Here is a 25,749-nt window from a genome sequence, read left to right on the forward strand (position 1 = left end):
TCGAATTGAAGTTGGTTCAAGGTAAATCGAACCGCCCATACACATAAAAACAGGATTTATTGTGACTCAAAAAAGTAGTAAGATTTTTGCCATCAGTGCGCTGATCCAATTGCTTATTATCGCCGTGACTGTGGTATTAAGTTATCGATTCACTCAGCACTTTTCGATAATTCCCAAGTCGGTACTGCATCTTCCTGATGTGTACGTCAGCCATAGCGATATGTGGCAAATAGTGAAGATATTTGTAATCACTTATGCCCTGCAAATCGGTTTGGCGTATTGGCGTAACGGCAGCAGTGCATTTGTGTCTAAGCAGCGCTTTGCCAACGAATATATCTGGTTTTTATACGCCTATACCACGGCATCTCTATATTTATTCTTAGCCACCACCATAAACTACGATCCACAATTGATTGCGGCGATTGGCTTATTTGCCTCTGCGTTTTATGTCTTGGCGTATGTGCTGTTTAGTCGCCTCGCTTTTGGCAATGGTATCTTTGCTGGCCTGTTCGGTGGTATTGGTGCGATGTTTACGCGCTTATTCAGCATCACAGGTCTGTTAGCGCTGATTTACTTTTTGGTGCCATTGGTGATGGGGAAAGCCTTCACCAGCAACCGTGATATTGCCAATGTGATCACTCAAGTTCGTATTTGGTTTAACCCTGTTGAAACATCGAATTGGGGCTTTCGTAACTACTTACCCAACTTGAAATTTGCGCAGCCATTATTGGTTAGACAGGCGCCTGGTGATGATGAGTCGCTTTTTATCCTAGAACGCGGCGGACGAATTCTAAAAGTGTCCTCTACCGATAGCATAGAAGCACAGGTTGTTATCGATGTCTCGGCGAGTATGGGTGAAGTTGAAATGGAAAACGGCGCGCTAGGATTTGCATTCCATCCTGATTTTGCTGATCCTCAAGCATCTAAGTCTTACCTTTATTTGTACTACACAGATACACGGGCGGAGAAACAGCAATACAACCGAATATCACGGTTTGAATTAACCTCCGCAGATGCGTCGGTTAATACTGCCTCTGAGATGATTTTATTCGAATTAGTGAGAAATAAGTCTGGATTTCACAATGGCGGCTCATTGGAGTTTGGGCAAGACGGCTTTCTATATATTGGCTTAGGTGAGGGGGTTCACCCGCCTGAGGCTACAACGTCTGCAGAGGTGTTTCGTTCCGCTATTTTACGTATCGATGTGGACATGGACCCCACTCGCAGTGTACCAATAGATAAACCTTTCGAATATGGTACGGCACAGAACTATTATATTCCCAAAGATAATCCGTTTTTCGACAATGACGCTATTCGCAATGAATACTATGCATTGGGCTTACGCAACCCCTTCCGGTTTAAGTTTGACTCGCAAACCAATGCTTTATGGCTGGGCGATATTGGCTCGACAATTTGGGAGGAAGTGAACAGGATCGAGATTGGCAAGCACTACCAATTTCCCGTAGTCGAAGGGCGCAAAGAGAGTGGTGTGGAAGGATGGGAAAACCTTAATTTACCCGAGCAAGGCCCAGTCTATACCTATGAGCACAATGCCTACGATCGCGCCGTAATCGGAGGTATTGTAAATCGCTCAGATGCCTATCCCAGTTTGAAGGACAAATACGTATTTGCAGATAACTATTCGGCCAAAATTTTCGTGATGGATTCGGATAAACAGCAAGTTGAAGAAGTAGAGTTGATTGCCCGAGCCAACCAATATGCCCAGCGCGGTATTAGCTCCGTTGTGCAATTAAACGATGGTAAAATTATTGTGACCACGCTAGGTGCTGCGTCTGAGCCTAGCGGCGAGGTACTTCATCTTGTTCGAGCGGACCAAGCAAATGTATTCAGAGAGGAAAAAGATGATACTCCGGATGGTTATGATCCTAAGGCTACAGCCGCCATGTTTGCGGTGAATTGTGGACGTTGTCATGGTGTGAAAGGAGATGGTAATGGGCCAGACTCGGCATTGCTGGGTGTGCCATTGCCAGATTTCACCTCACCTTTATATCATCACAATACTAGTTCTGAGCAAATTCATAAAATTATCGTTGAAGGCGGCATGGCCGTGGATAAAAGCCCAATGATGCCGCCGTGGGGAGGTTTCCTAAAACCCAAAGAAATCGACCACTTGGTAACTTATTTGGAATCACTACCGGATCAACATCACTCCCATTAATTAAAAAGCGTCACTAATAAAGGTGATGCTACACAATTAAAAGCCATTCAATAATATTGAGTGGCTTTTTTATATGGACACCCACCGTTAATATTTAAATAGACATATATGGACGCTCCCCTGATGTCAACGTACTAATTGCCCCTTCGTGCTGATTTTCTGCACGAATTACGTTTTTACTATTCTATTACCGCTAGTCTGTTGTCTTGAAGGCAGTCTAAAATGGCTTAGTTCTGACATATATTCAGGCTCTTTATTAGCGTTGGTTTAATCAACGCTGGCCTCTGATGAACTCCGAACCTTATCGCCTAAAAACACCCAGTCGGATTGTTATCCGTGTCTAAGTCTGGCTTTGATGAGGTAGGTAGACCGTTTTCTTCATCATTTTATGACTAAGCGGGGTAGGTAAAGTAAGTGTTATCCCGTGTCTTGCCTTCCACAACACCCACACAGGCTTGGTGCCTTTGTCCTACACGGAATTGAGCTCGACAGGGATAACGTAAAGTGATTCATGTTATGCGCTCACTTGTGAGGACGTAACGCGATAGTGCTCCTGACGTGTGAGCAATATCCAGATTAAACGTGCTAAACGATGGGCGACGGCGACTGCCACTTTATTAAACGGCTTGGTAACGCGAAGTTTAGTGGCCCACAGTGATAACGGATCAGTTCTTTGCGCGGCACGACTCACGACAGACCGCGCACCATGTACCAGTTGTTTACGTAAATAACGGTCTCCGCGTTTGGTAATGCCGCCCATCTTACTGATATTGCCTGAGGCGTGTTGTTTAGGCGTCAGCCCTAACCACACGGCAAATTCTTTGGGATTATTAAACGCCTGGCCTTTATCAATGGCGGCTAAAAACGCTGAGGCATTAATGAAACCAATCCCTGGGATGCTGAGCAATATTTTGCCACTTTCACTGTTATTAACAAAGTGATGCAATTGCTGCTCAATGGCCTTGATGCGAGAGCGTGTGTCTTCATATTCTGCCTTTAACGCGCGCATCATGGTTCTCAACTGGTTACTGCGTTGTTCGCTATCAATTACTTGGGCTAATCCTGCACACAAGGCCACGTGGCCACAAGGAAATATTACCCCAAATTCACTTAACAACCCGCGTATCTGGTTACTCAGGGCCGTTTTGTTTCTAATTAAGCGCTCTCGAATTCGATGCAAGCAATTAATTTCTTGCTGTTGCTCAGATTTTACGGGGACAAAGCGGATATGTGAGCGCTGGCTGGCTTCTGCTATGGCAAAAGCATCGTTATGGTCATTCTTGTTGCCTCGCACAAAAGGCGTGACATGTTGGGCTGGTATAAGCTTGGTATCATGACCTAATTTAGCAATTTCACGCCCCCAGTAATGCGATGAATAACAGGCTTCCATCACCACCAACGTAGGTGGTTGTTGGCGCATAAAATCAAGTAGCTCAGTCCGTTTTAATTTCTTATTAAATTGCGGTTTAATATGTTCATTTACTCCGCACACTTGAAATACAGTCTTTGCCAAATCGATGGTAATTGTTTTAAGCTTCATATTGGACGTTCCCTATGTAAATAGTCTTGTTTAAGAACTACTATTTTGGCGCATTGACGCCGTATTGGGGAGCGTCCATCTCATCACCCATGAGAAAGACGGAGTGGTGCCTGTCCATGTAAGAAATTGATTGTTTTTAAGATGGGTGTCCACGTAATTCATCCTCCACGTAATTCATCCACGTAATTCAATGATGGGTGTCCCGTAATTCATCCCGTAATTCACGTCATTCCGACACCCACCGTAAATTACCGCAAAGTCACACTATAAAAATCTTATAAAACTAAAAAGCCATCAGCTTATAATTAAACTGATGGCTTTTGTTTTTGTGGTATTCAGGTGTTTAGTTCACACTGAAGGACATTACCTTAGGTCACTATTGGTTTATCAGGTACCTGTGATGGAATCTTAAGTGAGATTCAATCATAGTGGCGATAAAATAGTAACTATGGTCATAACCTTGGTGGTAGTTAATCTGAGCAGGATATTTCATTTTTTTGACCAAGTCATCAAAGGGGCGGGTGAGCTTTTGGCTATCCAAAAAGTCATCGTCCAAGCCCTGGTCTATTAATATTGGTAACTGTAAGAAATTGCCTTGCTGCTCAAGTAAGGTGCATGCATCATATTGTTGCCATTGTTTTTGGTCTTCCCCCAAATATGCTGTGAGGGCTTTTTGTCCCCAAGGGCAATTTATAGGATTGACGATAGGTGCAAAGGCAGAAATCGAGGTGTAACGCTGCATATTAGACAATCCTAAGACCAGCGAGCCATGGCCCCCCATAGAATGGCCAGCAAGGGCTGCTTTAGACTTACATTGAAAGCTGCGATTAACCAGATCTGGCAGCTCATCAACGATGTAGTCATACATTCGATAATGGGATTGCCACGGTGCTTGGGTTGCATTTACATAAAAACCTGCACCTTTACCCAGGTCATATCCTTCATCATCCGCTACATCATCGCCACGAGGGCTAGTATCAGGTGCGACAAGTATAAGACCCAGTTCCGCAGCAATGCGATGAGCGCCTGCTTTGGTGACAAAGTTCTCATCTGTACAAGTCAAGCCGCTTAACCAATACACCACGGGTAAGCGGTTTCCGCTGGATACTTGAGGTGGTAAATATACGCTCACGTGCATATTGCAATTAAGAACGTCAGAGTGATGTTGGTAGCGTTGTTGCTTGCCACCAAAACTACCGGTAGATGAAATTAATTGTAAGCCACTCATTAGAAATGCACCACCGTGCGGATAGATTTACCTTGGTGCATAAGATCGAAGGCTTCATTGATGTCTTCTAAGCCCATGGTATGGGTAATGAAGGTGTCGAGCTCAAATTCTCCGTCCATATAACGTTGTACATATTCGGGTAGTTGACTGCGGCCTTTGACCCCACCGAATGCTGTACCGCGCCAGACTCTACCGGTCACAAGTTGGAAGGGACGAGTAGAGATTTCCTGACCCGCTCCAGCCACACCGATAATCACCGACTCACCCCAACCTTTATGGCAACACTCCAGCGCTGAGCGCATCACATTAACGTTACCAATACACTCAAACGAGTAATCAACACCGCCTTCAGTCATTTCAACAATCACTTCTTGAATTGGTTTGTCGTAGTCTTTCGGGTTGACAGTATCTGTCGCGCCTAATTGCTTAGCGGTCTCAAATTTGTCTTCATTAATATCAATTGCAATGATTCGGCCAGCTTTGGCCATCTTTGCACCGATCAAAACCGACAGACCTATACCCCCTAAGCCAAATACCGCAACGGTATCGCCTTCTTTTACTTTGGCTGCATTAGTTACGGCGCCCATACCTGTGGTGACACCACATCCAAGTAGGCAGACTTTTTCAAGTGGTGCATCTTTTGGAATTTTGGCTAAGGCAATCTCTGGTACAACAGTGTGCTCGGCAAAAGTCGAGGTGCCCATATAATGATAAATAGGTTGCCCGTTTTTAGAGAAACGCGTGGTACCGTCAGGCATTAGGCCCTTGCCCTGAGTTTCTCGAATGGCTTGGCATAAATTGGTTTTTCCGGACAAACAGAATTTACATTTTCCACACTCTGGTGTGTATAAGGGAATGACATGGTCGCCAACCTCAACTAAGGTCACACCTTCGCCTACGGCTTCAACGATACCGGCGCCTTCGTGACCGAGTATGGCTGGGAATATGCCTTCAGGATCATCACCCGACAATGTGTAAGCATCAGTATGGCAAACGCCAGTGGCGATAATTTTGACTAACACCTCACCTTTTTGCGGCGGCATCAAATCTACTTCTTCAATGCTTAGGGGCTTTCCTGCTTCCCATGCAACTGCGGCACGAGTTTTAATGGTTTGCATTCTACTGATTCTCCTATTTTAGTTGATTAAGAACAGCTACCGATAAACTGTATTGAGCGTTCTAACCACTTGGTATGATTAATTTTATATCCATCATCGCACATCTGGTTGGCCGCTAATTCGCTTTCCAGTCGTTTGATGGCAATATCTTCCAATTTCAAACGCCTTTCATTGTCGATGCTCAGCGAGCGATTAACATGGGGCCGAGTGGATAACCCCATATTTTCGACAATAGAATTTCGTTCGCTACCAAACAATACGGACGGTGGCACAAACCAGGTCATTAAAATTTTAAATTGTTGTGGTGTACTGGTTTTATTAGCTTCAAAGCTATGCCGGATTTGTAAAAGGGACTCATTTGACGAGTTGCAGCCGGCCAGCTGTCCTACTATAAGAGTAGCGGTAAAAAATTTTAACAAGGGTTTAATTTGTGGCATACGTGATAAAAAATACGTCGTTTCTGGTGTATTCATTGGCATGGTGACCAGCATACTGTAAAGCGTCTTGGGATAAAACCTTTAGCATCAGGAATGGGGTAATAATGTCATTTGCTCAATATAGATTGTTATGATTGCTAAGCCTTAACTATAGTTAACCTGAATGGAAATTAATATCTCGCAGAAACATCTTCCAAGCTCTTACTTCACTTTGGCTTATGGGATAGTATTTGTTTCTTGTAACCTAACTATATACAAAGGAATTTGTGTGAAAATACTGCAGGTATTATTGGTGCTTGGCGGCTTGTCCGCTTCCACCTCTTCTTTGGCAGCCGACAACCTTTATGGCGTGATCAGTGGCGGATTCGGCAAGTCTGATTTCCAAACCAATGATAGTGAAAGCGGGGCTTACAAATTCGCCTTGGGTTATCAGTTCCATCGACAATGGTATGCTGAGTTCGGCTATCAACAACTATCTGGTCAAGACTTATTAATCGAACTGCCCAGCACTCAAGACTCACTTGAACAAGCGGAATTTGGTCTCACCGCAGACGCTATTGTCGCATCAGTGCTAGGCAAAGCATCCGGCAACATGGGAGAGTTATTTTATCGACTTGGTGTAATGAAAGTTGATATTGAAGGTCAAAACCTAACTGAATCTAGCCAGTGCGAATTTGGCGAAGTTCGTCCCTTCACCCTTTCCTCAGGTGAAGATTACACTTTATGTGAATATGACGAAGCAGTATTAGCTGGGGTGATTGGCGTAGGCTTCGATTTCTATCTAGGTGTCCACTTCATGTTAAGAGCCGAAGTAGAGCACGTCAAAGGCGAGCATGATTTTTCTAATAACGCTGCGTATTTGGGCCTGAGATACAACTTTTAGGCGTTTGTGTTTCGCACAGGGCAAGATTTATAGATCGTGATGCCTACTAATTCAGTATCAAACAGATAAGAATATTGGAGTAAAGTATGAAAAACGAATTGGACAGCCGATTTCTGTTGGCGGTTTTCGAGAAAATCCGCGAACACGGCAAACTAGTGGATGGTGTTTATTCATTGGAAGGTGTTAAGGCCTTTACCGATCATGACGGCTACACCTTGTTTATCGAAGATGCCCACGTCAAATTACGTTACGGGTTTCATAATCAATATCACTTTGATTATGAAAAAGAAGAGCATTTGCAGCAATTTCACAAAAAACTAGAGACGATCAGCAAAATCGAGGACGAATAAGTTTATTTCAAGGAGTTATGGGCAGCTTAATGGGTTTCCACTGTCGTTTTCGTGCACGCCATCTTTATTAACATCACGGCTGACTCTGACTCTACCTTGTGGACTCACCGTTAGTGCTCGGGCATAAGCGGCTTGCTTATTGTTGTGACATATTATTAGTGTGGTTTGGGCATTAGCTGAGCCATTGCCTTGAAACTGAATAACGGCGGCTGGTCCGGCGACGTAGTTAGAAGCTGAGATTAACGAGGTAGCAACTAAAAGTTCCTCGTCGTCGCCTCTGGCGCCATCAGCATCTTCGTCGCCAAAAACCATTTTTGCCTGATCCCAATTCGAACTGCAGGTTGAAAAATCGCTGGTCGGACACACAATAGTATTTAATTGTTCATCAATGGCATTAGCACGTGCAAATTGAATCACGCCACTGATTTCATTTATTTCAGCAACTATTCGATTTTTAATGATGATGCTCTGTGCCGCTGGGACAGCAACGATGAGAACGATTGCCACTATAGCGAGGCCAATCATTAACTCGACTAAGGTGACGCCTCGTTGTGAAAAATACATGTTTTTTGACACTGACAATATACTCAAATTTTGTGTCACTACTGAATATAGTAACCTGGCAAACAATATGTTTGCAGTTTATACAGCTAAAGGTAGCGCAAATTGATAAAAAGTTGCGTATGTATTTGTGCTAAATGTTATAAAGCAAATAACGCTACAAGCAAGTTTGATTGCTTTGATGTACCAAAAAGTGATAGTTATTTACCTAATTTATTTTTAACTGATAAACCAATATAAACGAGATTAAAGATGCACAAACAAGCTATTTTGGCGGAAATGCAGGTGTTACAAGAGATTGGAGCGGAATTTGAAATCAGGCGTAGAATTGAATTTATTCAGCAACATCTTAAATCATCGGGATTAAAAACCTTGGTTTTGGGTATCAGTGGCGGTATTGATTCTTGTACTCTTGGTCGAATTGCGCAATTAGCCGTCAATAACTTAATAGAAAAAACCGGCGATGCGTATCAATTTGTTGCAGTGCGTTTGCCTTATGATGTGCAGGCTGACGAAGATGACGCCCAAGCCAGTATTGATTTCATTCAACCCAATCATACCATGTCAGTTAATGTTCAGCCGGGCGCAGATGCGGTACATCAGCAAACTATCCAAGCCATGCAAACAGCGGGTTTGTTGGTGGATGATGCCACTAAGCTTGATTTTGTTAAGGGTAATGTTAAAGCTCGTACCCGTATGGTGATCCAGTATGAAATTGCCGGTCTATTAGATGCATTGGTGCTCGGCACCGATCATTCAGCCGAAAATATTACTGGGTTTTATACCAAATTTGGTGATGGAGCTTGTGATTTAGCCCCGCTTTTTGGCTTAAATAAGCGCCAAGTGAAACAGATTGCCAGACATCTAGGTGCGCCTGACCATTTGGTGGAAAAAGCACCTACCGCGGATTTGGAATCTTTGTCACCACAAAAAACGGATGAGGCTGCGCTGGGTATCACCTATGATCAAATAGACGATTTTCTCGAAAATAAGCCTGTTGATAGCAGTATCGAACAAAAGTTAATTGATATTTATCGCAAGACCCATCACAAGCGGGCCGCTATTCCAACTATATACAGTTAAAATTTTAAGGATAATCAATGAAAAAAATTGAAGCGATAGTTAAGCCGTTTAAAATGGATGATGTCCGCGAAGCCTTATCTGAAATTGGCGTGTCAGGTATGACAGTCACAGAAGTAAAAGGGTTTGGGCGACAAAAAGGCCACACTGAATTGTATCGTGGAGCGGAGTATCAAGTAGACTTTTTACCAAAAGTGAAGATCGAAATCGTCACGGGTGATGACATGGTAGAACGTGCCATAGAAGTGATATTAGCGGCGGCTCACACTGGCAAAATTGGCGATGGTAAGATATTCGTTACTCAAGTAGAGCGAGTGATCAGAATTCGCACCGGTGAAGAAGACGAAGAAGCGGTGTAAATCGGTGAGATAAACAGCCATTAGTTCACAAAATCTGTGACCTAATGGCTATCTCGTCGAGCTTCAAATAACTAATTAAGCGCTAGCTTAGTGGGTGTGACCGCAACCACCTGCACCATGGGGGTGACCATGGGCAATCTCTTCTTCTGTGGCAGCACGCACATCAAGAATTTCAACATCAAATTTTAGATGCACGCCTGACAGCGGATGATTTCCATCGACTACCACTTCATCGTCAGTTTCATCAATGATCATCACGGATTGCTCACCTTCATCGGTGGTAGCGCGAAAGGTCATACCGACCTCTAAATCCATACCGTCAAACATACTTTTAGGCACCATTTGTACTAAGGTGTCTTGACGTTCTCCGTAGGCAAGCTCTGGGGCTATTTCTAATTCAAATTTGTCACCCTGCTGGCGACCTTCCAATGCATCTTCCAGTCCCTTAATCAAGTATTGGCTACCTTGTAAAAACACCATGGGCTCTGACTCTTTAGAAGTGTCAATCTGAGTACCATCGGTGGTACTCACGGTAAAATGCATGGTGACGACTGTGTTTTCAGAAATTAACATAAGTTTCCTAATCTAATGTGTAGGGTAAAGGTTGTACGACAAACTGTTGTTCAGGATTGTCTTTGCTGCGTAAAATTTGTGACCTTTGGGTGTCATTGGGTAACACGGCTAATACCCATGTTTGCTTTTCTAGCATAGCACAGCGCAGCACGGTTCCGCTTCTTCGCCAATTTTCGCCCACTTGAGCTTCGAGCATATCTCCGGCTTTTAGATCGGCTGCGGTATCAGATTTGAGGATGAAAGCGGCACGTTTGTTCTTGCCCAAATATTTAGTACGGGCAACCACTTCTTGGCCCATATAGCAGCCCTTGTCAAAGCTAATTGCGCCAAGAGCCTGCATGTTCATCATCTGCGGGACAAACTCTGCTGAGGTCGCAGTCTGAATGTTAGCAATCCCGGCTTGAATATCTAATGCTTCCCAAAACTGTTCGCTTTGAGTGTATTGCCCCAGCGCCTGTCCCAATTTTGCTGCCAGCTCGGCTTTGGCGATCACTAGATAGCGGGTGACCGGTGAGTCAAGCCTTATCACGCGGCCTAGCTCGTTGGTGCAAGTCGCTAAATTATCCGTGGGTAAAGTGCCGAATTGGTTGGCTAGGACGGTTTGGGCAGATTCACCCACCACCCCAAAAATTTGCCAATCGGCAGAGGTATCGGCAAATTCCGCTTTGGAAAATACCCCATACTTTTTAAGCTCCGCTAAGGAATCGGTTAAACTTTGCTGATGACAAAGTAATTCGATTTGTTGGTCGGATTTAAGGGTGTAAAAAATATTCCAGGTTTTGCCTTTGAAATCACAATGACAGCCAAGTTGCACGAAGTCTTCAGGCAACTTTGCTACATCTACCGTCAGCTTGCCCTGAAGATAACTAATTGCATCTGGGCCAGTGACAGATATTATCCCCAATTGGGTTAATTCGCACAAAAGGTTGTCAGACGGGTTAAAACTAGACTGCATAATTGTCTCTACCTTGTTAATCTATAACTATTGGCCTGTATTATGGGGTCTTACCTGTTGGAAGCAAGTATTCAAACTACTTTCGACATTTTTCCGTAGTGTTTAAATTCGGAAATACAGTGAAAATTCAGGAGCAACAATGTTTGATCGAAAAAGAGTGTCAAGACTGAAGTGGGCATGCCGCAGAGGGATGCTAGAGCTCGACGTCCTTTTTATGCCGTTTGTTGATCAGGCCTTTGATCAATTGGACGAGTCCCAGCAGTTAGTATTTGAACGACTACTCACTTGTGATGATCCCGATTTGTTCGCATGGTTTATGGGACATCAGAAATGCGACGATCCAGAGTTGGCGCAAATGGTAAAATTCGTACTCGATCGTGTCAAAGTATAGAATTGAATTAACCGCTAGTCGCATATTGCCACTACTTGAAATAAGTTGGGGCGCCGTTTTGTTAGTTTCAATTTGGTGTTGGCAAGACAATATTCTCGCAGCCCAAGTGGGTCTGCAAGTTGGTGCATCTGTGGCATTGTTCGGATTATTATTTTACTTATTTAAGCGCGCGCTGACGCAGCAAGTTAGTGGCGTGTTCATGCTTGACGATGAGGGCAGGTGGAGTCCAATCAGCCCTTATGGTATGTGCGCTTGGCAAATTCACACCAACAGCAAAGTGTTAGGCTTTTTAGCCTGCTTGGTGCTGGTCGATAAACATGACAGCAAACGTAAAAAGCGGATATGGTTGGCCAAAGATCAAATGCAGGATGGGGATTTTAGACGCTTGTGTAGAACCATTTACCGCATCCACTGCACACCACAATCAATTTAGTCAATAATCTATAGGAAGGGGGGCAGGTGTCGTCAAATAACCCACTGTTAATATTGCTAAAAGCTGGATTAAAACGGAACCGACGATGGGTATTTGAATCGGCGTTATTACCGCAATCTGAGCATAGTATCAGTCATTCTGTTGAGGATTTAAAAAAGGACCACATTGACCGTTATCACCAGTTAGTGAACTGGTCAGGTGAAATCGACGAGCGTGGGTTGAGCGAAACCTTGCACCCTTGTTACTTTCACCTTTTAGCATTCAAACAACACATGCAATTAATGTTGCATGAAAGCTTTCCCTTTGCCTTATTAGGGCTGGTTCATTTAACAAATGAAATTCGGCAAAATGCACCAATAAATACGCAAGCGAAAGGGCGGTTAGTCAGTGGTTTTGGGACATTTCTACGACACCCCAAAGGGATTAGTTTCACCATTGAAAGCCAGTTTATGCTGAATGATCAGATTGTATGGCAATCGACGAGTCAATTTCTGGCCATAGATCATTCGATCAAAAGTGCTAAGAAGGCACAAGGTGCTGACATTGACGATTTGCCTGAGGTCGCTGCGCAGTGGGTTGTTGGAGCTGATATTGGCCGCAAATATGCAAAAGTGTCAGGGGATTTTAATTTGATCCATCTAACTGACATAACAGCACGGTTGTTTGGCTTTAAACATGCAATAGCCCATGGAATGTGGAGTAAGGCTCGTTGTTTGTCGGAATTATCCGACCATCTTGCACAGCCATTCAGTTGCCAGGTCAGTTTTGTCAAACCCTTGCTACTGCCCAGTCACGTCGTGATGCATCAGCGTCAAAAGCCCAATGAAATACTGTTTAACTTAACCAATCAACGGGTCTGCGTACTTCACTTATCAGCGAGTTTAACATTTGGCTGACGACCTGGTATCACAGTCACTTGTGGATTTTCTAAACTATCAGGGTAATCAAGGGTGTAGTGTAATCCGCGACTTTCTTTGCGCTGCATGGCACACAATACAATTAATTCGGCCACGGCCACTAGGTTACGTAATTCGAGTAAATTGTTACTGACTCTAAAATTGGCGTAATAGTCATGAATTTCCAATTTGAGCAATTCGATTCTGCGCAATGCTCGCTCCAAGCGTTTTGTGGTGCGAACAATGCCCACGTAGTCCCACATAAATAATCTGAGTTCGTGCCAGTTATGCTGAATCACAACCTCTTCATCGGAATTGCCGACTTGGCTTTCATCCCATGCGGGAATGCTTTGTTCAAAATGAGCTTTATCGGCGTTATCGATAATATGCTGAGCAGCGGAATGGGCAAATACAACGCATTCTAATAAAGAGTTACTGGCCATCCGATTTGCGCCGTGCAAACCCGTGTAAGCCACTTCGCCAATGGCATATAAATTGTCTATGTCAGTCTTGGCATTAAAGTCTGTTTTGACCCCACCGCAGGTATAATGTGCAGCTGGCACTACCGGGATCGGTTGCCGAGTGATGTCAATTCCCAATGTTCGACATTTGCTATAGATATTTGGAAAGTGCTTAACAATGAAGTCTGTGGATTTATGGCTGATATCCAAATACATGCAATCGGCTCCCAAGCGCTTCATTTCGAAATCTATCGCGCGGGCAACTATATCTCTGGGGGCTAGATCGCCACGGTGATCAAATTTATGCATGAATTTAGTGCCATCTGCGTGACATAAAAAGGCGCCTTCGCCGCGCAATGCTTCTGAGATCAAAAAGTTCTTCGCTTCAGGATGAAATAGGCAAGTGGGGTGAAATTGATTAAATTCCATATTGGCAATGGAACAACCCGCGCGCCACGCCATGGCAATGCCATCACCACTAGACACGTCTGGATTGGAGGTATATTGATACACCTTACTGGCACCGCCGGTGGCTAGTGCGGTAAATCGGCTGCGGATAACCTCAACATGTTCAAGTTTACGATTCCATACATAAGCCCCTAAACACTGATTTTTAGCACTTTCATGCTTAATCAGGTCAATGGCATTGTAGCGTTCAAATAAATGAATATTCGGATGTTGTTGTACTGCTTCTTGCAAAGTCGTTTGAACCGCCTGTCCGGTTGCATCGGCTGCGTGTAAAATTCGTCTATGGCTGTGACCGCCTTCACGGGTCAGATGAAAGCGGTTGTTACCTTGCGCATCTTTTTCTTGATCAAAGGGCACGCCGAAATTAATTAACCACTGCAAGCAACTCTTAGCTTGGGTCGCGGTATACCGTACGGCTTCTTCGTCACACAATCCTGCGCCTGCTTCAAGGGTATCTAATACATGAGATTCAATCGAGTCATCTTCATCGAATACAGCCGCTATACCGCCTTGCGCATAGCGGGTTGAGCCTTCCGACAAAGTGCTCTTGCTCAGTACTATTACGTTGAATTGTTCGGCTAATTTCAAAGCGAGACTAAGACCAGCTGCGCCGCTTCCAATAATTAACACGTCACAGCGATGTTCAACAGTAGAGCTCATAGAGTACAATACCCGAATGTGGTTGTTTGAATTGGCAATACTAATGGAATTGAAGGCGTGTGAAAACAAGCCTTTGTTGGTTAATCTGAGATTAATTCAAATTAAATCGAACTTAATTATAAATGTGCAGTCTACTTATGTGCTTGCATGAGCCGTAGAAGTATATGTTTTAGGAGAGAAGGCTCGAATGAGCGAGCAGTTAACAGATCAGCAAATCGTTGAAAAAGTTCAGCGTGGAGATAAAAACGCGTTTGGTTTGTTGGTCACCAAGTACCAGCATAAAGTTGCGCATCTGGTCTCTCGTTATGTGAAGAATTCAGGTGATGTAGCAGATGTTACCCAGGAAGCGTTTATTAAAGCGTACCGGGCATTGCCAAACTTTAGAGGCGAGAGTGCGTTTTACACTTGGTTATACCGAATAGCGGTAAACAGTGCAAAAAACTACTTGGTTTCGCAGAGCCGAAAGCCGCCAGCCAGTGATGTTGATGCGGAAGATGCAGATTTTTATGACGGAAGTGATGCGTTAAAGGAACAAAACTCTCCTGAACGCAGTCTCATGTCTGACGAGTTAGAAAAAGTGCTGTTTGATGCACTAGATAAATTACCCGAAGACTTGCGCATGGCGATCACGCTGCGCGAATTAGAAGGATTAAGTTATGAAGATATTGCGAATGTAATGGACTGTCCTGTTGGTACAGTACGGTCAAGAATATTCAGAGCGCGGGAAGCTATCGATAAGGTGCTCAACCCGTTGCTACAAAGATAGATGACATTTTTAAGTAAATGTTGAGAAATTAGCGTTAATTCAGGAATCCTATATGACGCACAAGCATGAAAATCTGTCAGCATTTGTTGATGGTGAAACGCAAGACGACAAGATAGTCGCCTCATTGGTGAGTGATGTGGAAATGTCTGCTAAATGGCAACGTTACCATCTTATTCGTCAAGGATTGCGTAAGGAAATGCCCCAGAACGCTGATTTTGATATTAGCGCTTCTATCGCTCTTGCGTTAGAGAATGAGCCGGCAATTTTGGCACCTAAACGTACATGGCGCGATCTGCCAGTTGTCAGTAACGTGGTTCCATTGATGCGTTCCAGCGGTCAGTTAGCTATTGCCGCATCAGTTGCAGTCGCTGTGGTAATTGGTGTTCAACAGTTCAATGAGCAACCGGAGCAGCAAATATTTAATCCAGCCCCTGCATCTTTATTTGGTATTCAGGGCGGTTTGTCGCCAGTTAGTCTTGAATTAGAAGAGACCCGTGCATTACCCAGTGTAAGTGTGCGTGATCAACAGCGCCGAATTAATGCTTACTTTAACGATCATATGGAACAGGTGTTATTGAAAGACAGCCAACGTTTTTTGCCCGACCAAAGCGCTGAAGTAACTGAATCCATCAATGGTCAACCTGAAGTAAGTCAAGAACGTGAGAACCTCCCTGAGTAATTTTTTCTCCTCTTTCCGGTGTTTTCGCACCGGAATTGTTATTTTATGTGTAGTTAGTTTAACTGCCCACAGTCAAGATATTGCAGAGCAAGATCTGTCAGTGGAGTCTTGGCTCAACAAAATGTCTGATTCGCAGAAAAGCCTGAACTACAAAGTATCCTTTATCCAAACCAAAAGTGGCAGCGATCCACAACCCTACGTTTGGCGACATGCTGTTAGCCAAGACGGGATCGAAATGGAACAATTGGATCATTTAAATGGACCCGGCCGTGAAGTGATTCGAATTGGCAATAAGGTCAGTTATTTTGAATCTCATCGCCCAGCTTACAGTCTAGCTTCTGGCTATATATTAGGACCCTTGCCTCATCATCTATTAGCAGCGCCTATTTCGCTAATGGGCATTTATGATTTTGTGGTGGTTGGTAAAAGCCGTATCTCGGGCCGAGCGGCGCAGCAAATTAGAATGTTAAGTAAAGATAAGAGTCGTTTTGGTTACAATCTTTGGCTGGACCAAACCACCGCTCTTCCATTGAAAATTAGTATGATTGATTTTGATGGTCAAAAAATAGAGCAAATTCAAGTGACTGAACTTGAAGTGACAGAGCAGCCTGATGAGTACTTTACTCGCATCCAAGACGTACCATTGCCAGATATTATTCAGTTACCTAAGCCAGCCGAGGTAGCCCAGAATTGGAAAATAAATTTCATCCCGGTTGGAATGAAACAGGTCAAGCACAGTATTCGTCAATTACCGGATAACGGTGGCCCTTTGGAATATATGATGTTAAGTGACGGCCTAGTGGATGTGTCTATTTATTTACAACGAGCGGCCGTAGCGAAGAATGATATTTTAGCGAACTTTGGTGCCGATATTTATTACTCGAGTATCCAAGGACAAGTTTTGGTCACTGTGATAGGTAAGATCCCCGCGAATACCGCGAATGCTATTGCGTCTTCCGTATCGTTGGTGAGATAACATGATTGAAGAAATCGGTGTGATAACGGCAGTCGACAAAGATCATATCTGGGTTGAAACCGAAATAAAAACTACCTGTGGCTCTTGCCAAGCGCAAGATAATTGCGGCACTGGTGTGGTAGCCAAAGCGTTTGCGCCGAAAAAAGAGCGGTTAATTTTACGCTGTCATCAAGTGACTAAAGTGGGACAGCGCGTCAAACTTGGCATTGAAGAACATCAACTATTGGGTGCATCGGCATTGGTCTATTTATTACCTTTGATAGTGATGCTCCTAGCCGCATTAGGCAGCCAAGCGTTATTACCTCAATTTGAACTTACCAGTGAGTTGTGGGTGATTGGATTTACCTTTGTGGCAACCTTTCTTGCCTTTATGTGGGTCAAAAGCCGAGCCAATCAAGATCCTGAACATAAGTTTCAACCCAAATTACTGGCGATACTCCCAGCTGAAGACGATCTGATCCCAGTCAAACACAGCTAACAGAGTTAGTCACTATGGGAACACCGCGCCTGATTAGAGTGCCAACGGGCCAGAATAACCGCTTAATCGTAAAAAATACTCAATGATTGTCAATCAAACTGGCTTATGTATAGAACAATATCGCATTGTGGCCAATAACACTGTAAAATCCCCGCAAATTTATATTTGACTTGTCCTTGTCTCAGCAGCAGTAATTGAGACATCGGACCTTGCTGTAGGTACCAATCAAATTACTATGCAACATAAGCACATTCGGAACTTCTCAATCATTGCCCATATCGATCATGGTAAGTCGACCTTGTCAGATCGCCTCATTCAACATTGTGGTGGCTTGACCTCCCGTGAAATGTCTGAACAGGTATTGGACTCCATGGATATCGAGCGCGAGCGTGGTATTACCATTAAAGCGCAAAGTGTAACCCTGAATTACACCGCAAAAAATGGCGAAACCTACCAGTTAAACTTCATTGATACGCCAGGCCACGTAGATTTTACTTACGAAGTGTCTCGCTCGCTAGCCGCTTGTGAAGGAGCATTGCTGGTGGTTGATGCTGGTCAGGGAGTAGAAGCGCAAACACTGGCCAATTGTTACACAGCAATTGATTTGGACATGGAAGTGGTGCCGATCCTAAATAAAATTGACTTACCTCAGGCTGATCCAGACCGTGTTGCAGAAGAAATCGAAGACATAGTTGGCATAGATGCAGTTGACGCGGTGCGCTGTTCGGCTAAAACCGGCGTGGGTATCGAAGACGTGCTAGAAGTGATTGTAAATCGCGTACCGCCACCTGAAGGTGATCCTGATGCGCCATTGAAAGCCTTGATTGTCGACTCTTGGTTTGACAACTATCAAGGTGTTGTATCCCTAGTGCGGGTGATGCAGGGTAGTTTGAACGCTAAAGACAAAATCCAAATCATGTCTAATGGTGTTGTGCATCAGGTAGATGATGTGGGTATCTTTACTCCAAAACAAACTAAAACCGGTCAGCTGAAAACCGGTGAAGTAGGTTATATCGTCGCCGGTATTAAAGAGATTCAAGGTGCCCCGGTGGGAGATACTATCACGCTGGCGAAAGCGCCGGCTGATAAAGCTCTTCCTGGTTTCCAAAAAATCAAACCACAGGTTTATGCTGGCTTGTTTCCGGTTAGTTCTGATGAATACGAAGACTTCCGAGATGCCTTGGCGAAGCTAACCCTAAATGATGCTTCATTATTTTATGAGCCAGAAAGCTCATCAGCACTAGGTTTTGGGTTCCGTATTGGATTCCTTGGCATGTTGCACATGGAAATCATCCAGGAACGATTAGAGCGTGAATACGATTTAGATCTGATCACTACCGCTCCAACGGTAGTGTATGAAGTGGTAACCACCAAAGGTGAAACCCTTAAAGTCGATAATCCATCCAAATTGCCACCTATCAATGATATCGAAGAAATTCGGGAACCTATTGTAGAAGCGCATATTTTGGTGCCTCAGGAATATCTTGGTAATGTCATCACATTATGTATCGAAAAACGTGGTGTGCAGACCAACATGACCTATCACGGTAAACAAGTAGCGGTTACATACGAGCTGCCAATGGCAGAAGTGGTAATGGACTTCTTCGACCGATTGAAATCAACCAGCCGTGGCTTCGCGTCACTGGATTATAATTTTATTAAATTCAATCCAGCAGACATGGTGCGTTTGGACATCCTGATCAATGGAGAGCGAGTGGATGCCTTGGCTGTTATCACCCACAAAGATCATTCTCAAAGTCGTGGACGTGAATTGGTCGAAAAACTACGTGAACTCATCCCAAGACAGATGTTTGATATTGCCATACAGGCCTCGATTGGTAATCATGTTGTGGCGCGCAGTACCGTTAAGCAGTTGCGTAAAAATGTTATCGCCAAGTGTTATGGCGGTGATGTAAGCCGTAAGAAAAAGTTATTGCAGAAGCAAAAAGCAGGGAAAAAACGCATGAAGCAAGTGGGTAATGTGGAATTACCTCAGGATGCATTTTTAGCAGTACTCAAGGTAGGAAAATAAATGGCAAATTACTTTTCAATTTTTTTGGTGGTTTTGACGGTAGTGTCAGGCCTGATTTGGCTGATAGATGCCAAAATATTCGCGCCAAAGCGCCGTGATAAATTTGCCCTTGCAAACGGCGGTCAACCTTTGGCTAAAGGAACTGAATTGCCGCTTCCTTATGTGGTCGATACCGCTCAGCAAATTTTCCCGGTGATCGCATTTGTGTTGATATTACGCTCATTCCTGTATGAGCCGTTTCAAATCCCTTCAGGTTCGATGATGCCGACTCTGCTAGTTGGGGATTTTATCTTGGTTGAAAAATTCTCTTATGGTTTGAAAGACCCTGTCGCCCGTTATAAATTTATAGAGACAGGTGCACCTGAACGCGGTGACGTGGTTGTGTTTAAATTTCCTGATGACCCTAGCCTAGATTACATTAAACGTGTGATTGGTCTGCCCGGTGATACCATCACATATTCCGGCAAAGAGCTATTCATCAAACCAGCCTGTACGGATGGCCAAACTTGCCCGCAGGAATACAAAGTAGAGCGTGAATTTATAGGTCAATATGTTCATCAAGGTCGCAAAACTGCAATAAATGAATTTTCAGAGCAGATGGGAGAGGTCAATCACAAGATATTGAATTATCCTCGAAAAGTAGATGACATAACTCGTTACCATCCTCAGGCGAATACCAAAATAAATGAATGGATTGTGCCTCAAGGTCATTACTTTGTGATGGGTGATAACCGAGACAACAGTGAAGATGGTCGCTTCTGGGGTTTTGTACCAGATGAAAATTTGGTTGGCAAAGCTGTCGCCATTTGGATCAGTTTTGAATTTGAACGTTCAGCCGATAGCATATTACCCGGCTGGATCCCAACAGGTGTTCGCTTCGGGCGCGTAGGTGGCATTGAATAAATGATCGCTGATTTTAAATATACTGCTTTATACAAGCGAATTGGTTATCAATTCAAAGATGCTGCGAATCTTACATTAGCGCTGACGCACCGTAGTTTTCAAAAACAACATAATGAACGGCTCGAGTATTTGGGCGATGCAGTACTTGGAATGATTATCGCAGAAGAGTTGTTCAAGCGCTTTCCGCAACAACCTGAAGGTAAACTAACGCGCATGCGCTCGACGCTGGTAAAAGGCGAAACGCTAGCGGTAATGGGCCGAGAATTCGAGTTAGGTGATGTGCTGCAATTGGGTTCTGGCGAGCTCAAAAGTGGTGGATTCCGTCGCAGTTCAATTTTGGCCGACGCAGTTGAAGCTATCATAGGCGCGATTTATCTAGAGTCCGGCTATGAAGTGTGTCAAAAACTCATCTTGAATTGGTTTCAAAGTCGAATTAATGATTTGGATCCCGGGGCTCACCCGAAAGACAATAAAACTCAGTTGCAAGAATTCCTGCAGGGTCGACAATTACCCTTACCGGAATACACCGTGCGTGAAATACAAGGTAAAGACCATGATCAATTGTTCGTGGTTGAATGTTCTGTAACAAATTTAGCGGACGTTGTGTTGGGCACTGGTAGCTCGCGACGCAAGGCTGAACAACAAGCAGCAAAATCTGCTTTGGAGATACTCAATGACGCAAACTAATACGTTTTGCGGCATGGTTGCGATTGTTGGCCGACCCAATGTCGGAAAATCAACCTTGTTAAATAAACTTTTAGGCCAGAAAGTCAGTATAACCTCACGTAAGCCGCAAACCACCCGCCATCGGATCATGGGGATTGATACCGAAGGTGATCATCAAGCTATCTTTGTCGATACACCAGGACTGCACGTCGAAGAAAAGCGTGCGATAAATCGATTAATGAATCGAGCCGCGTCCAGCTCTCTGGCGGAAGTAGGCTTGATCCTATTTTTGGTTGAAGGGACGAAGTGGACTGAAGATGACCAAATGGTATTGGGTAAAGTAAAACAATCCGGATTACCCTGTTGGCTAATAGTCAATAAGAGTGACAACGTAAAAGACAAGACCGACCTGATGACCCATTTACAATGGTTGCAGGAACAACATGATTTTGAAAAAATTATGCCTATTTCGGCTAAGCTAGGGCGTAATGTCGACGAATTACGCGATTTGGTGCATGCGAGCCTACCGGAAAGTGAGTTTTACTTCCCAGAAGATTATATCACTGACCGTTCGAGTCGTTTTATGGCAGCCGAGATAGTGCGTGAAAAGTTAATGCGCTTTACCGGTGATGAATTACCCTATTCAGTAACGGTTGAAATCGAACAGTTCTTGATGGCCGACAATGGTGTGTATCGTATCAACGGGTTGATCTTGGTAGAGCGAGAAACTCAAAAACGTATGGTAATAGGTAAGGGCGGGCAACGCCTGAAAACTATCGGTGCTGAAGCACGTAAAGACATGGAAAACCTTTTTGACAACAAAGTCTTTTTGGAGTTGTGGGTGAAAGTGAAGTCAGGCTGGGCAGATGACGAACGAGCGTTAAGAAGTCTCGGCTACGGTGATAATTACTAGCAACTAAGGCACACAAATGAAAAATCTTCAGGATCTAAGACGCGATTATAATTTAGCTGAACTGCGCAGAGAAGATTTAGAAGACAATCCTATTTGTCAGTTTGAGGAGTGGCTGAAGGTAGTGATCGATTCGGGCGCGCCTGATCCAACCGCCATGACCATTGCCACCGTATCGGCGGATGGCCAGCCATCTCAACGTATAGTGTTACTTAAAGATGTTGACCAACGTGGTTTTGTTTTTTACACCAATTTGTCTAGTCGCAAGGCTGGGGAGTTGGCACTGAATAATAAAATATCCTTACACTTCCCTTGGCACTTCATGGAACGTCAGGTCAAGGTTTGCGGAGTGGCAGAACCTTTGGCAACTACCGAAGTGGCCGCGTATTTCTTTTCCCGTCCCAAAGAAAGTCAGCTAGCCGCTTGGGCGTCAAAACAAAGCCAGCCTATTTCTACGCGCCAGATGCTATTGGGCAAATTAGCTGAAATGAAAGAGAAATTCGCCGCTGGGGAAATCCCACTTCCTAAGTTCTGGGGAGGCTATCGTGTAGTTCCCCATGAAATTGAGTTTTGGCAGGGGGGGCAACATCGTTTACATAATCGCTTTATTTACCAGCGCGATGTGAATCAGCCTTACTTAGCAGAAGAGCAGCAGTGGCAAATTCAACGTTTGATGCCTTAATCAGCAATCAGATTACTAGGCAAGGCCGTTCAAAGTGATAGATAGCCACTGTCATTTGGACTTTGCTGCATTTGATCGAGATCGCAACGCAGTAATGCAGCGTAGCCAGTCACTTGGCATCTCAGATATTATTATTCCAGGGACGCAGGCCAGCCAATGGCCAAATCTTATAGCCTTATGTGAGCAACATACAAATTTACATTTTGCATTGGGTCTTCACCCATATTTCTTGCAATCGGCTAGTGACAACGATTTGGACGTTTTACAACATTTGCTGTCACAACAGGCCAAAAAAGTAGTCGCTGTAGGTGAAATAGGTCTGGATTTTTTCGAAAAAACAGAAGCCGTGAAAAAACGTCAATTGCATTTCTTCGAGCAACAATTGCATATAGCACAACAGCATCACCTACCGGTTATTTTACATCATCGCAATTCTCATAACGCATTAATACAGTCCATCAAACACTGTAAATTTGGATATGGCGGTGTTATCCATGCTTTTTCCGGTAGCTATCAGCAGGCGTGCACTTATATTGAACTTGGTTTCAAGTTAGGAGTGGGTGGTACTATAACCTATGAGCGGGCGAGTAAGACCCGTGACGTTATAAAACGTATTCCTCTATCCACTATTTTATTAGAAACCGATGCCCCTGACATGCCGTTATTTGGTGCGCAGGGTGAGCGCAATAGCCCCGAGTATTTGCCGCAAATCGCGAAAGTAATAGCCAGCCTCAAAGGTATCGATATCGAACAAGTGAGCTTGCAAACCGACCAAAATGTGCAGCAGTTATTTGGCATAAACCTTAGTGTTGATTGGCTCTTCTAATCAGGACACCCACTCTTACTCGCTCGTATTCTAATCAGGACACCCACTCTAACTCGCTCGTCAAGTCACCTCTTTTTATAAGGACACCCATTCTAATTCGCTCGAGAAATCTGCTTCAAAATTCACATATATGAAATATTTAACGATGGCTGTCCACGTTATTTTGCTCTCGTATTCTAATCAGGACACCCACTCTAACTCGCTCGTCAAGTCACCTCTTTTTATAAGGACACCCATTCTAATTCGCTCGAGAAATCTGCTTCAAAATTCACATATATGAAATATTTAACGATGGCTGTCCACGTTATTTTGCGTTATTTTGGTCCACGTTATTTTGTGGTAACAACGCCAATGCTAATTAATGCTTATAAAGAGGAGTGGTAGAGGGAGGAACCGGAAGATGATGTGATATTCGTTGCCTGACTAGCAATATCAAGGGTGACGGTGAAGTACCGCCACCTTTGGAGCTTAAAACGTCATTCGAATGCCAGCAGAGAAGACATCAGCCTCATCAAAGGATTCGTATATCGCTTCAATTGAAGTAGTTTCAGAAACCTTAAAGGTTGCACCACCACCAAAACCAAACTCCCAATCATCAGCAGTTTCACTAAACCCGCCTGCACTGGCTGTTGCTTCTAAGCGACCGTAGCTAGGTTGTAAGAAAACACCAAAGTCTTCTGTTACGTTGTATTGACCACGGATGCTAGCCACAACGAGCGAATCGATTTCGACATTAACATTAACACCGTATATAGATACGTTATCGTCAGATATACCTGTACCCAGACGTAGGCTCGGCATAAACGTCATTGAACCTGATTCGTAAGTATAACCAGCAGTAGCATAGATAACCCCTAAACTAATGTCAGCTCCATCTCCATCTTCCATGTAGTTTGCGTAGCCACCACCGAAGTTCCAGCCATTTGCGCTTGCCATAGAAGAGGCCGCTAATAAACTAGCGATTGCTAGCCCTTTGAAAATCTTATTCATGAAATCCCTTATACTTAAGTAGTAAAAAGTGGCTACGTCGCCACTTGCGGGACTTTAATTAACCTGCTACCAAAAAGCAACTCAACCATAACAAAATAATGATTTAGTTTCCGTCTCACTCCGACTTACTTTTTGACCGACTGCAAAAAGTAATGATGGCTGTCCACGTAATTCCCTTTTATCAGGACACCCACTCCCAGTTTCCCCTTTTCGCTTGATATTGTTTACGAAGATGTTTTACCAAGACACCCATCAGATTTATTTTGGCTATTCGGTCGACAAACATTTTATATTCAAAGTAATCATGGCTGTCCACCTAGCTATCCACCTATCGATGGACTACGAAGCCAAGCCCCTAACGGCCAATAAATATTGGAGTCAGTGATGAATGCTAGCCTATAAAATGACCTTTGACGGCAACCTTCGCAACTGGCCGAAAACTGTCGTCATTTTCACTATAAAGCCTAATGGATAGCTAATTGGAGGGGAGTTATCGAGCTTGCTTTTGGTGATTTCTAAAACGAAACTTATAATAAGCGCGAGTTACTAATAAGCCAGCAAAGCCTGCCAACATCATTAACGCTAGTAGTTGTTTATACAATTGCAGTTGATATTCATCATGCAATAACATCACTTCTTTCTCTGCTAAAATCAAACGTAAATATCCGATTACTTTATCGTCATTTTTAATTTCGGCAATAAATACGAGTGGAATGTCTTGTGACAATAAAAAATGGCTTAAAATGGAGCTGTTTTGTTCGGTGCTATCAATAATCTTCCCTTGCTGATCAAACACGGCCGCTCCAGTTACGTAGGGGTCGTGCAGAAGGAGATTCAGTTGGTTTTTAATTTCATCATGGTCTTGTTGTCCCAATGGGATGGCAATCATTTTGGCCGCGTAGGATGATAAACTTTTGCCCATTTGGCCAGATTGTTTCTCGTACCAAGCTTGCGCTTGCCCTGTGTTCAGCAACCACAAATTAACGCAAAAAGCAGCCGTGGCTATAACCAAGACTAGGTTGATTATGCGTTTTAAAATAGAATAGTTACTCGGTCTGTTTGGGTGGCTCTCGAGTACGCCATTTTTTAACATATCCATGCAGGCAAACATAAGTCATAACAGTCAATTTGCCAAGTGATACTTGGTAGCATCAGGAGTTAAGTGCCAATTGCTGTAACAACTTACTTGGCTTAATTTTCTTTAACAGTGACTTTTTTATTAACTTATACCAGACTGGATTTTGCAGAGTGGCAGGAATTGGGTAGAAT

General features: G+C 43.8%; 28 protein-coding genes. 18 read left to right on the plus strand and 10 right to left on the minus strand.

Translation table 11 applies throughout. The features are described from left to right. Window positions 1–61 precede the first annotated feature (61 nt). Window positions 62–2,179, plus strand: coding sequence for a PQQ-dependent sugar dehydrogenase (locus tag QR722_RS05375; RefSeq protein WP_286285977.1), 2,118 nt, complete (start codon window positions 62–64; stop codon window positions 2,177–2,179). Between the two features lie 514 nt (window positions 2,180–2,693). On the opposite strand, the gene QR722_RS05380 is transcribed toward QR722_RS05375, so the two are convergent. The 4 genes from QR722_RS05380 to QR722_RS05395 all read right to left on the minus strand — a co-directional run bounded on the left by QR722_RS05380 (window position 2,694) and on the right by QR722_RS05395 (window position 6,538). Then, complete coding sequence (locus QR722_RS05380; protein ID WP_286283064.1) at window positions 2,694–3,719, minus strand: IS110 family RNA-guided transposase; 1,026 nt, start codon at window positions 3,717–3,719, stop codon at window positions 2,694–2,696. A gap of 376 nt (window positions 3,720–4,095) precedes the next feature. After that, complete coding sequence (fghA, locus tag QR722_RS05385; RefSeq protein ID WP_286285978.1) at window positions 4,096–4,947, minus strand: S-formylglutathione hydrolase; 852 nt, start codon at window positions 4,945–4,947, stop codon at window positions 4,096–4,098. Beyond that, window positions 4,947–6,065 carry an S-(hydroxymethyl)glutathione dehydrogenase/class III alcohol dehydrogenase gene (locus QR722_RS05390; protein ID WP_286285979.1) on the minus strand — a complete coding sequence of 373 codons (1,119 nt, stop codon included), beginning with the start codon at window positions 6,063–6,065 and terminating at the stop codon, window positions 4,947–4,949. Before QR722_RS05390 ends, fghA begins: the two co-directional genes overlap by 1 nt. Before the next feature lie 26 nt (window positions 6,066–6,091). After that, the gene (locus tag QR722_RS05395; RefSeq protein ID WP_286285980.1) at window positions 6,092–6,538 is read right to left on the minus strand and encodes a hypothetical protein; all 447 of its coding nucleotides are present in this window, start codon (window positions 6,536–6,538) and stop codon (window positions 6,092–6,094) included. A gap of 232 nt (window positions 6,539–6,770) precedes the next feature. On the opposite strand from QR722_RS05395, the gene QR722_RS05400 reads away from it, so the two are divergent. Both QR722_RS05400 and QR722_RS05405 read left to right on the plus strand, forming a co-directional pair. Further along, entirely contained in the window at window positions 6,771–7,385 is a 615-nt protein-coding gene (locus QR722_RS05400; RefSeq protein ID WP_286285982.1) for an outer membrane beta-barrel protein, read from the plus strand. Between the two features lie 86 nt (window positions 7,386–7,471). After that, entirely contained in the window at window positions 7,472–7,735 is a 264-nt protein-coding gene (locus QR722_RS05405; protein WP_286285985.1) for a DUF3081 domain-containing protein, read from the plus strand. A 15-nt stretch (window positions 7,736–7,750) separates the two neighbouring features. On the opposite strand, the gene QR722_RS05410 is transcribed toward QR722_RS05405, so the two are convergent. After that, the gene (locus QR722_RS05410) at window positions 7,751–8,299 is read right to left on the minus strand and encodes a GspH/FimT family pseudopilin (protein ID WP_286285987.1); all 549 of its coding nucleotides are present in this window, start codon (window positions 8,297–8,299) and stop codon (window positions 7,751–7,753) included. Between the two features lie 249 nt (window positions 8,300–8,548). On the opposite strand from QR722_RS05410, the gene nadE reads away from it, so the two are divergent. Together nadE and QR722_RS05420 are read left to right on the plus strand one after the other, a co-directional pair. Further along, window positions 8,549–9,379: an NAD(+) synthase gene (gene nadE / locus QR722_RS05415; RefSeq protein ID WP_286285990.1), complete on the plus strand. Its 831-nt coding sequence runs from the start codon at window positions 8,549–8,551 to the stop codon at window positions 9,377–9,379. A 17-nt stretch (window positions 9,380–9,396) separates the two neighbouring features. After that, entirely contained in the window at window positions 9,397–9,735 is a 339-nt protein-coding gene (locus tag QR722_RS05420; RefSeq protein ID WP_286285993.1) for a P-II family nitrogen regulator, read from the plus strand. A gap of 87 nt (window positions 9,736–9,822) precedes the next feature. On the opposite strand, the gene QR722_RS05425 is transcribed toward QR722_RS05420, so the two are convergent. Both QR722_RS05425 and ygfZ read right to left on the minus strand, forming a co-directional pair. After that, complete coding sequence (locus tag QR722_RS05425; protein WP_286285996.1) at window positions 9,823–10,308, minus strand: FKBP-type peptidyl-prolyl cis-trans isomerase; 486 nt, start codon at window positions 10,306–10,308, stop codon at window positions 9,823–9,825. A 7-nt stretch (window positions 10,309–10,315) separates the two neighbouring features. After that, window positions 10,316–11,263, minus strand: coding sequence for a tRNA-modifying protein YgfZ (ygfZ, locus tag QR722_RS05430; RefSeq protein WP_286285998.1), 948 nt, complete (start codon window positions 11,261–11,263; stop codon window positions 10,316–10,318). Between the two features lie 139 nt (window positions 11,264–11,402). Between ygfZ and QR722_RS05435 the strand changes: the two genes are divergently transcribed. Genes QR722_RS05435 through QR722_RS05445 form a run of 3 tightly spaced genes read left to right on the plus strand, consistent with a single transcriptional unit; the run spans window position 11,403 to window position 12,983 of the window. Then, complete coding sequence (locus QR722_RS05435) at window positions 11,403–11,654, plus strand: FAD assembly factor SdhE (RefSeq protein WP_286286000.1); 252 nt, start codon at window positions 11,403–11,405, stop codon at window positions 11,652–11,654. After that, window positions 11,641–12,087: a protein YgfX gene (locus tag QR722_RS05440; protein ID WP_286286002.1), complete on the plus strand. Its 447-nt coding sequence runs from the start codon at window positions 11,641–11,643 to the stop codon at window positions 12,085–12,087. The genes QR722_RS05435 and QR722_RS05440 overlap by 14 nt, the downstream gene beginning before the upstream one ends. A gap of 26 nt (window positions 12,088–12,113) precedes the next feature. Further along, complete coding sequence (locus QR722_RS05445; RefSeq protein WP_286286004.1) at window positions 12,114–12,983, plus strand: MaoC/PaaZ C-terminal domain-containing protein; 870 nt, start codon at window positions 12,114–12,116, stop codon at window positions 12,981–12,983. On the opposite strand, the gene nadB is transcribed toward QR722_RS05445, so the two are convergent. Further along, window positions 12,953–14,572: an L-aspartate oxidase gene (gene nadB, locus QR722_RS05450; RefSeq protein WP_286286006.1), complete on the minus strand. Its 1,620-nt coding sequence runs from the start codon at window positions 14,570–14,572 to the stop codon at window positions 12,953–12,955. The two genes, QR722_RS05445 and nadB, sit on opposite strands and share 31 nt — an antisense overlap. A 187-nt stretch (window positions 14,573–14,759) precedes the next feature. Here nadB and rpoE point away from each other — a divergent pair, with 187 nt between their 5' ends. The 10 genes from rpoE (at window position 14,760) to QR722_RS05500 (ending at window position 23,490) form a co-directional block, all read left to right on the plus strand. Then, on the plus strand, window positions 14,760–15,338 hold the full coding sequence (gene rpoE / locus QR722_RS05455; RefSeq protein WP_286286008.1) for an RNA polymerase sigma factor RpoE: 579 nt from the start codon (window positions 14,760–14,762) through the stop codon (window positions 15,336–15,338). A gap of 52 nt (window positions 15,339–15,390) precedes the next feature. Continuing rightward, window positions 15,391–16,017: a sigma-E factor negative regulatory protein gene (locus QR722_RS05460; RefSeq protein ID WP_286286011.1), complete on the plus strand. Its 627-nt coding sequence runs from the start codon at window positions 15,391–15,393 to the stop codon at window positions 16,015–16,017. A gap of 100 nt (window positions 16,018–16,117) precedes the next feature. After that, window positions 16,118–16,993: a MucB/RseB C-terminal domain-containing protein gene (locus QR722_RS05465; RefSeq protein ID WP_286287567.1), complete on the plus strand. Its 876-nt coding sequence runs from the start codon at window positions 16,118–16,120 to the stop codon at window positions 16,991–16,993. A 1-nt stretch (window position 16,994) separates the two neighbouring features. Further along, complete coding sequence (locus QR722_RS05470; protein WP_286286013.1) at window positions 16,995–17,471, plus strand: SoxR reducing system RseC family protein; 477 nt, start codon at window positions 16,995–16,997, stop codon at window positions 17,469–17,471. 235 nt (window positions 17,472–17,706) lie between these two features. Continuing rightward, window positions 17,707–19,503, plus strand: a complete 1,797-nt coding sequence (gene lepA, locus QR722_RS05475) for a translation elongation factor 4 (protein ID WP_286286015.1) — start codon at window positions 17,707–17,709, stop codon at window positions 19,501–19,503. Then, on the plus strand, window positions 19,504–20,406 hold the full coding sequence (lepB, locus tag QR722_RS05480) for a signal peptidase I (protein ID WP_286286017.1): 903 nt from the start codon (window positions 19,504–19,506) through the stop codon (window positions 20,404–20,406). Further along, the gene (gene rnc / locus QR722_RS05485) at window positions 20,407–21,093 is read left to right on the plus strand and encodes a ribonuclease III (protein ID WP_286286019.1); all 687 of its coding nucleotides are present in this window, start codon (window positions 20,407–20,409) and stop codon (window positions 21,091–21,093) included. After that, window positions 21,080–21,985 (plus strand): GTPase Era, encoded by a 906-nt coding sequence (era, locus tag QR722_RS05490; RefSeq protein WP_286286020.1) that lies wholly within the window; start codon window positions 21,080–21,082, stop codon window positions 21,983–21,985. The genes rnc and era overlap by 14 nt, the downstream gene beginning before the upstream one ends. A 16-nt stretch (window positions 21,986–22,001) precedes the next feature. Continuing rightward, entirely contained in the window at window positions 22,002–22,664 is a 663-nt protein-coding gene (pdxH, locus tag QR722_RS05495; RefSeq protein ID WP_286286022.1) for a pyridoxamine 5'-phosphate oxidase, read from the plus strand. A 34-nt stretch (window positions 22,665–22,698) separates the two neighbouring features. Beyond that, a complete protein-coding gene (locus QR722_RS05500; protein ID WP_286286024.1) occupies window positions 22,699–23,490 on the plus strand; it encodes a TatD family hydrolase in 792 nt (263 codons plus the stop codon). 468 nt (window positions 23,491–23,958) lie between these two features. Here QR722_RS05500 and QR722_RS05505 read toward each other — a convergent pair whose 3' ends face one another. Both QR722_RS05505 and QR722_RS05510 read right to left on the minus strand, forming a co-directional pair. Continuing rightward, complete coding sequence (locus QR722_RS05505) at window positions 23,959–24,480, minus strand: outer membrane beta-barrel protein (protein ID WP_286286026.1); 522 nt, start codon at window positions 24,478–24,480, stop codon at window positions 23,959–23,961. A gap of 490 nt (window positions 24,481–24,970) precedes the next feature. After that, window positions 24,971–25,579, minus strand: a complete 609-nt coding sequence (locus tag QR722_RS05510) for an AhpA/YtjB family protein (RefSeq protein ID WP_286286028.1) — start codon at window positions 25,577–25,579, stop codon at window positions 24,971–24,973. Between the last annotated feature and the right edge of the window lie 170 nt (window positions 25,580–25,749).

The sequence above is a fragment of the Aliiglaciecola sp. LCG003 genome, assembly GCF_030316135.1.
Classification (GTDB): Bacteria; Pseudomonadota; Gammaproteobacteria; order Enterobacterales; family Alteromonadaceae; genus Aliiglaciecola.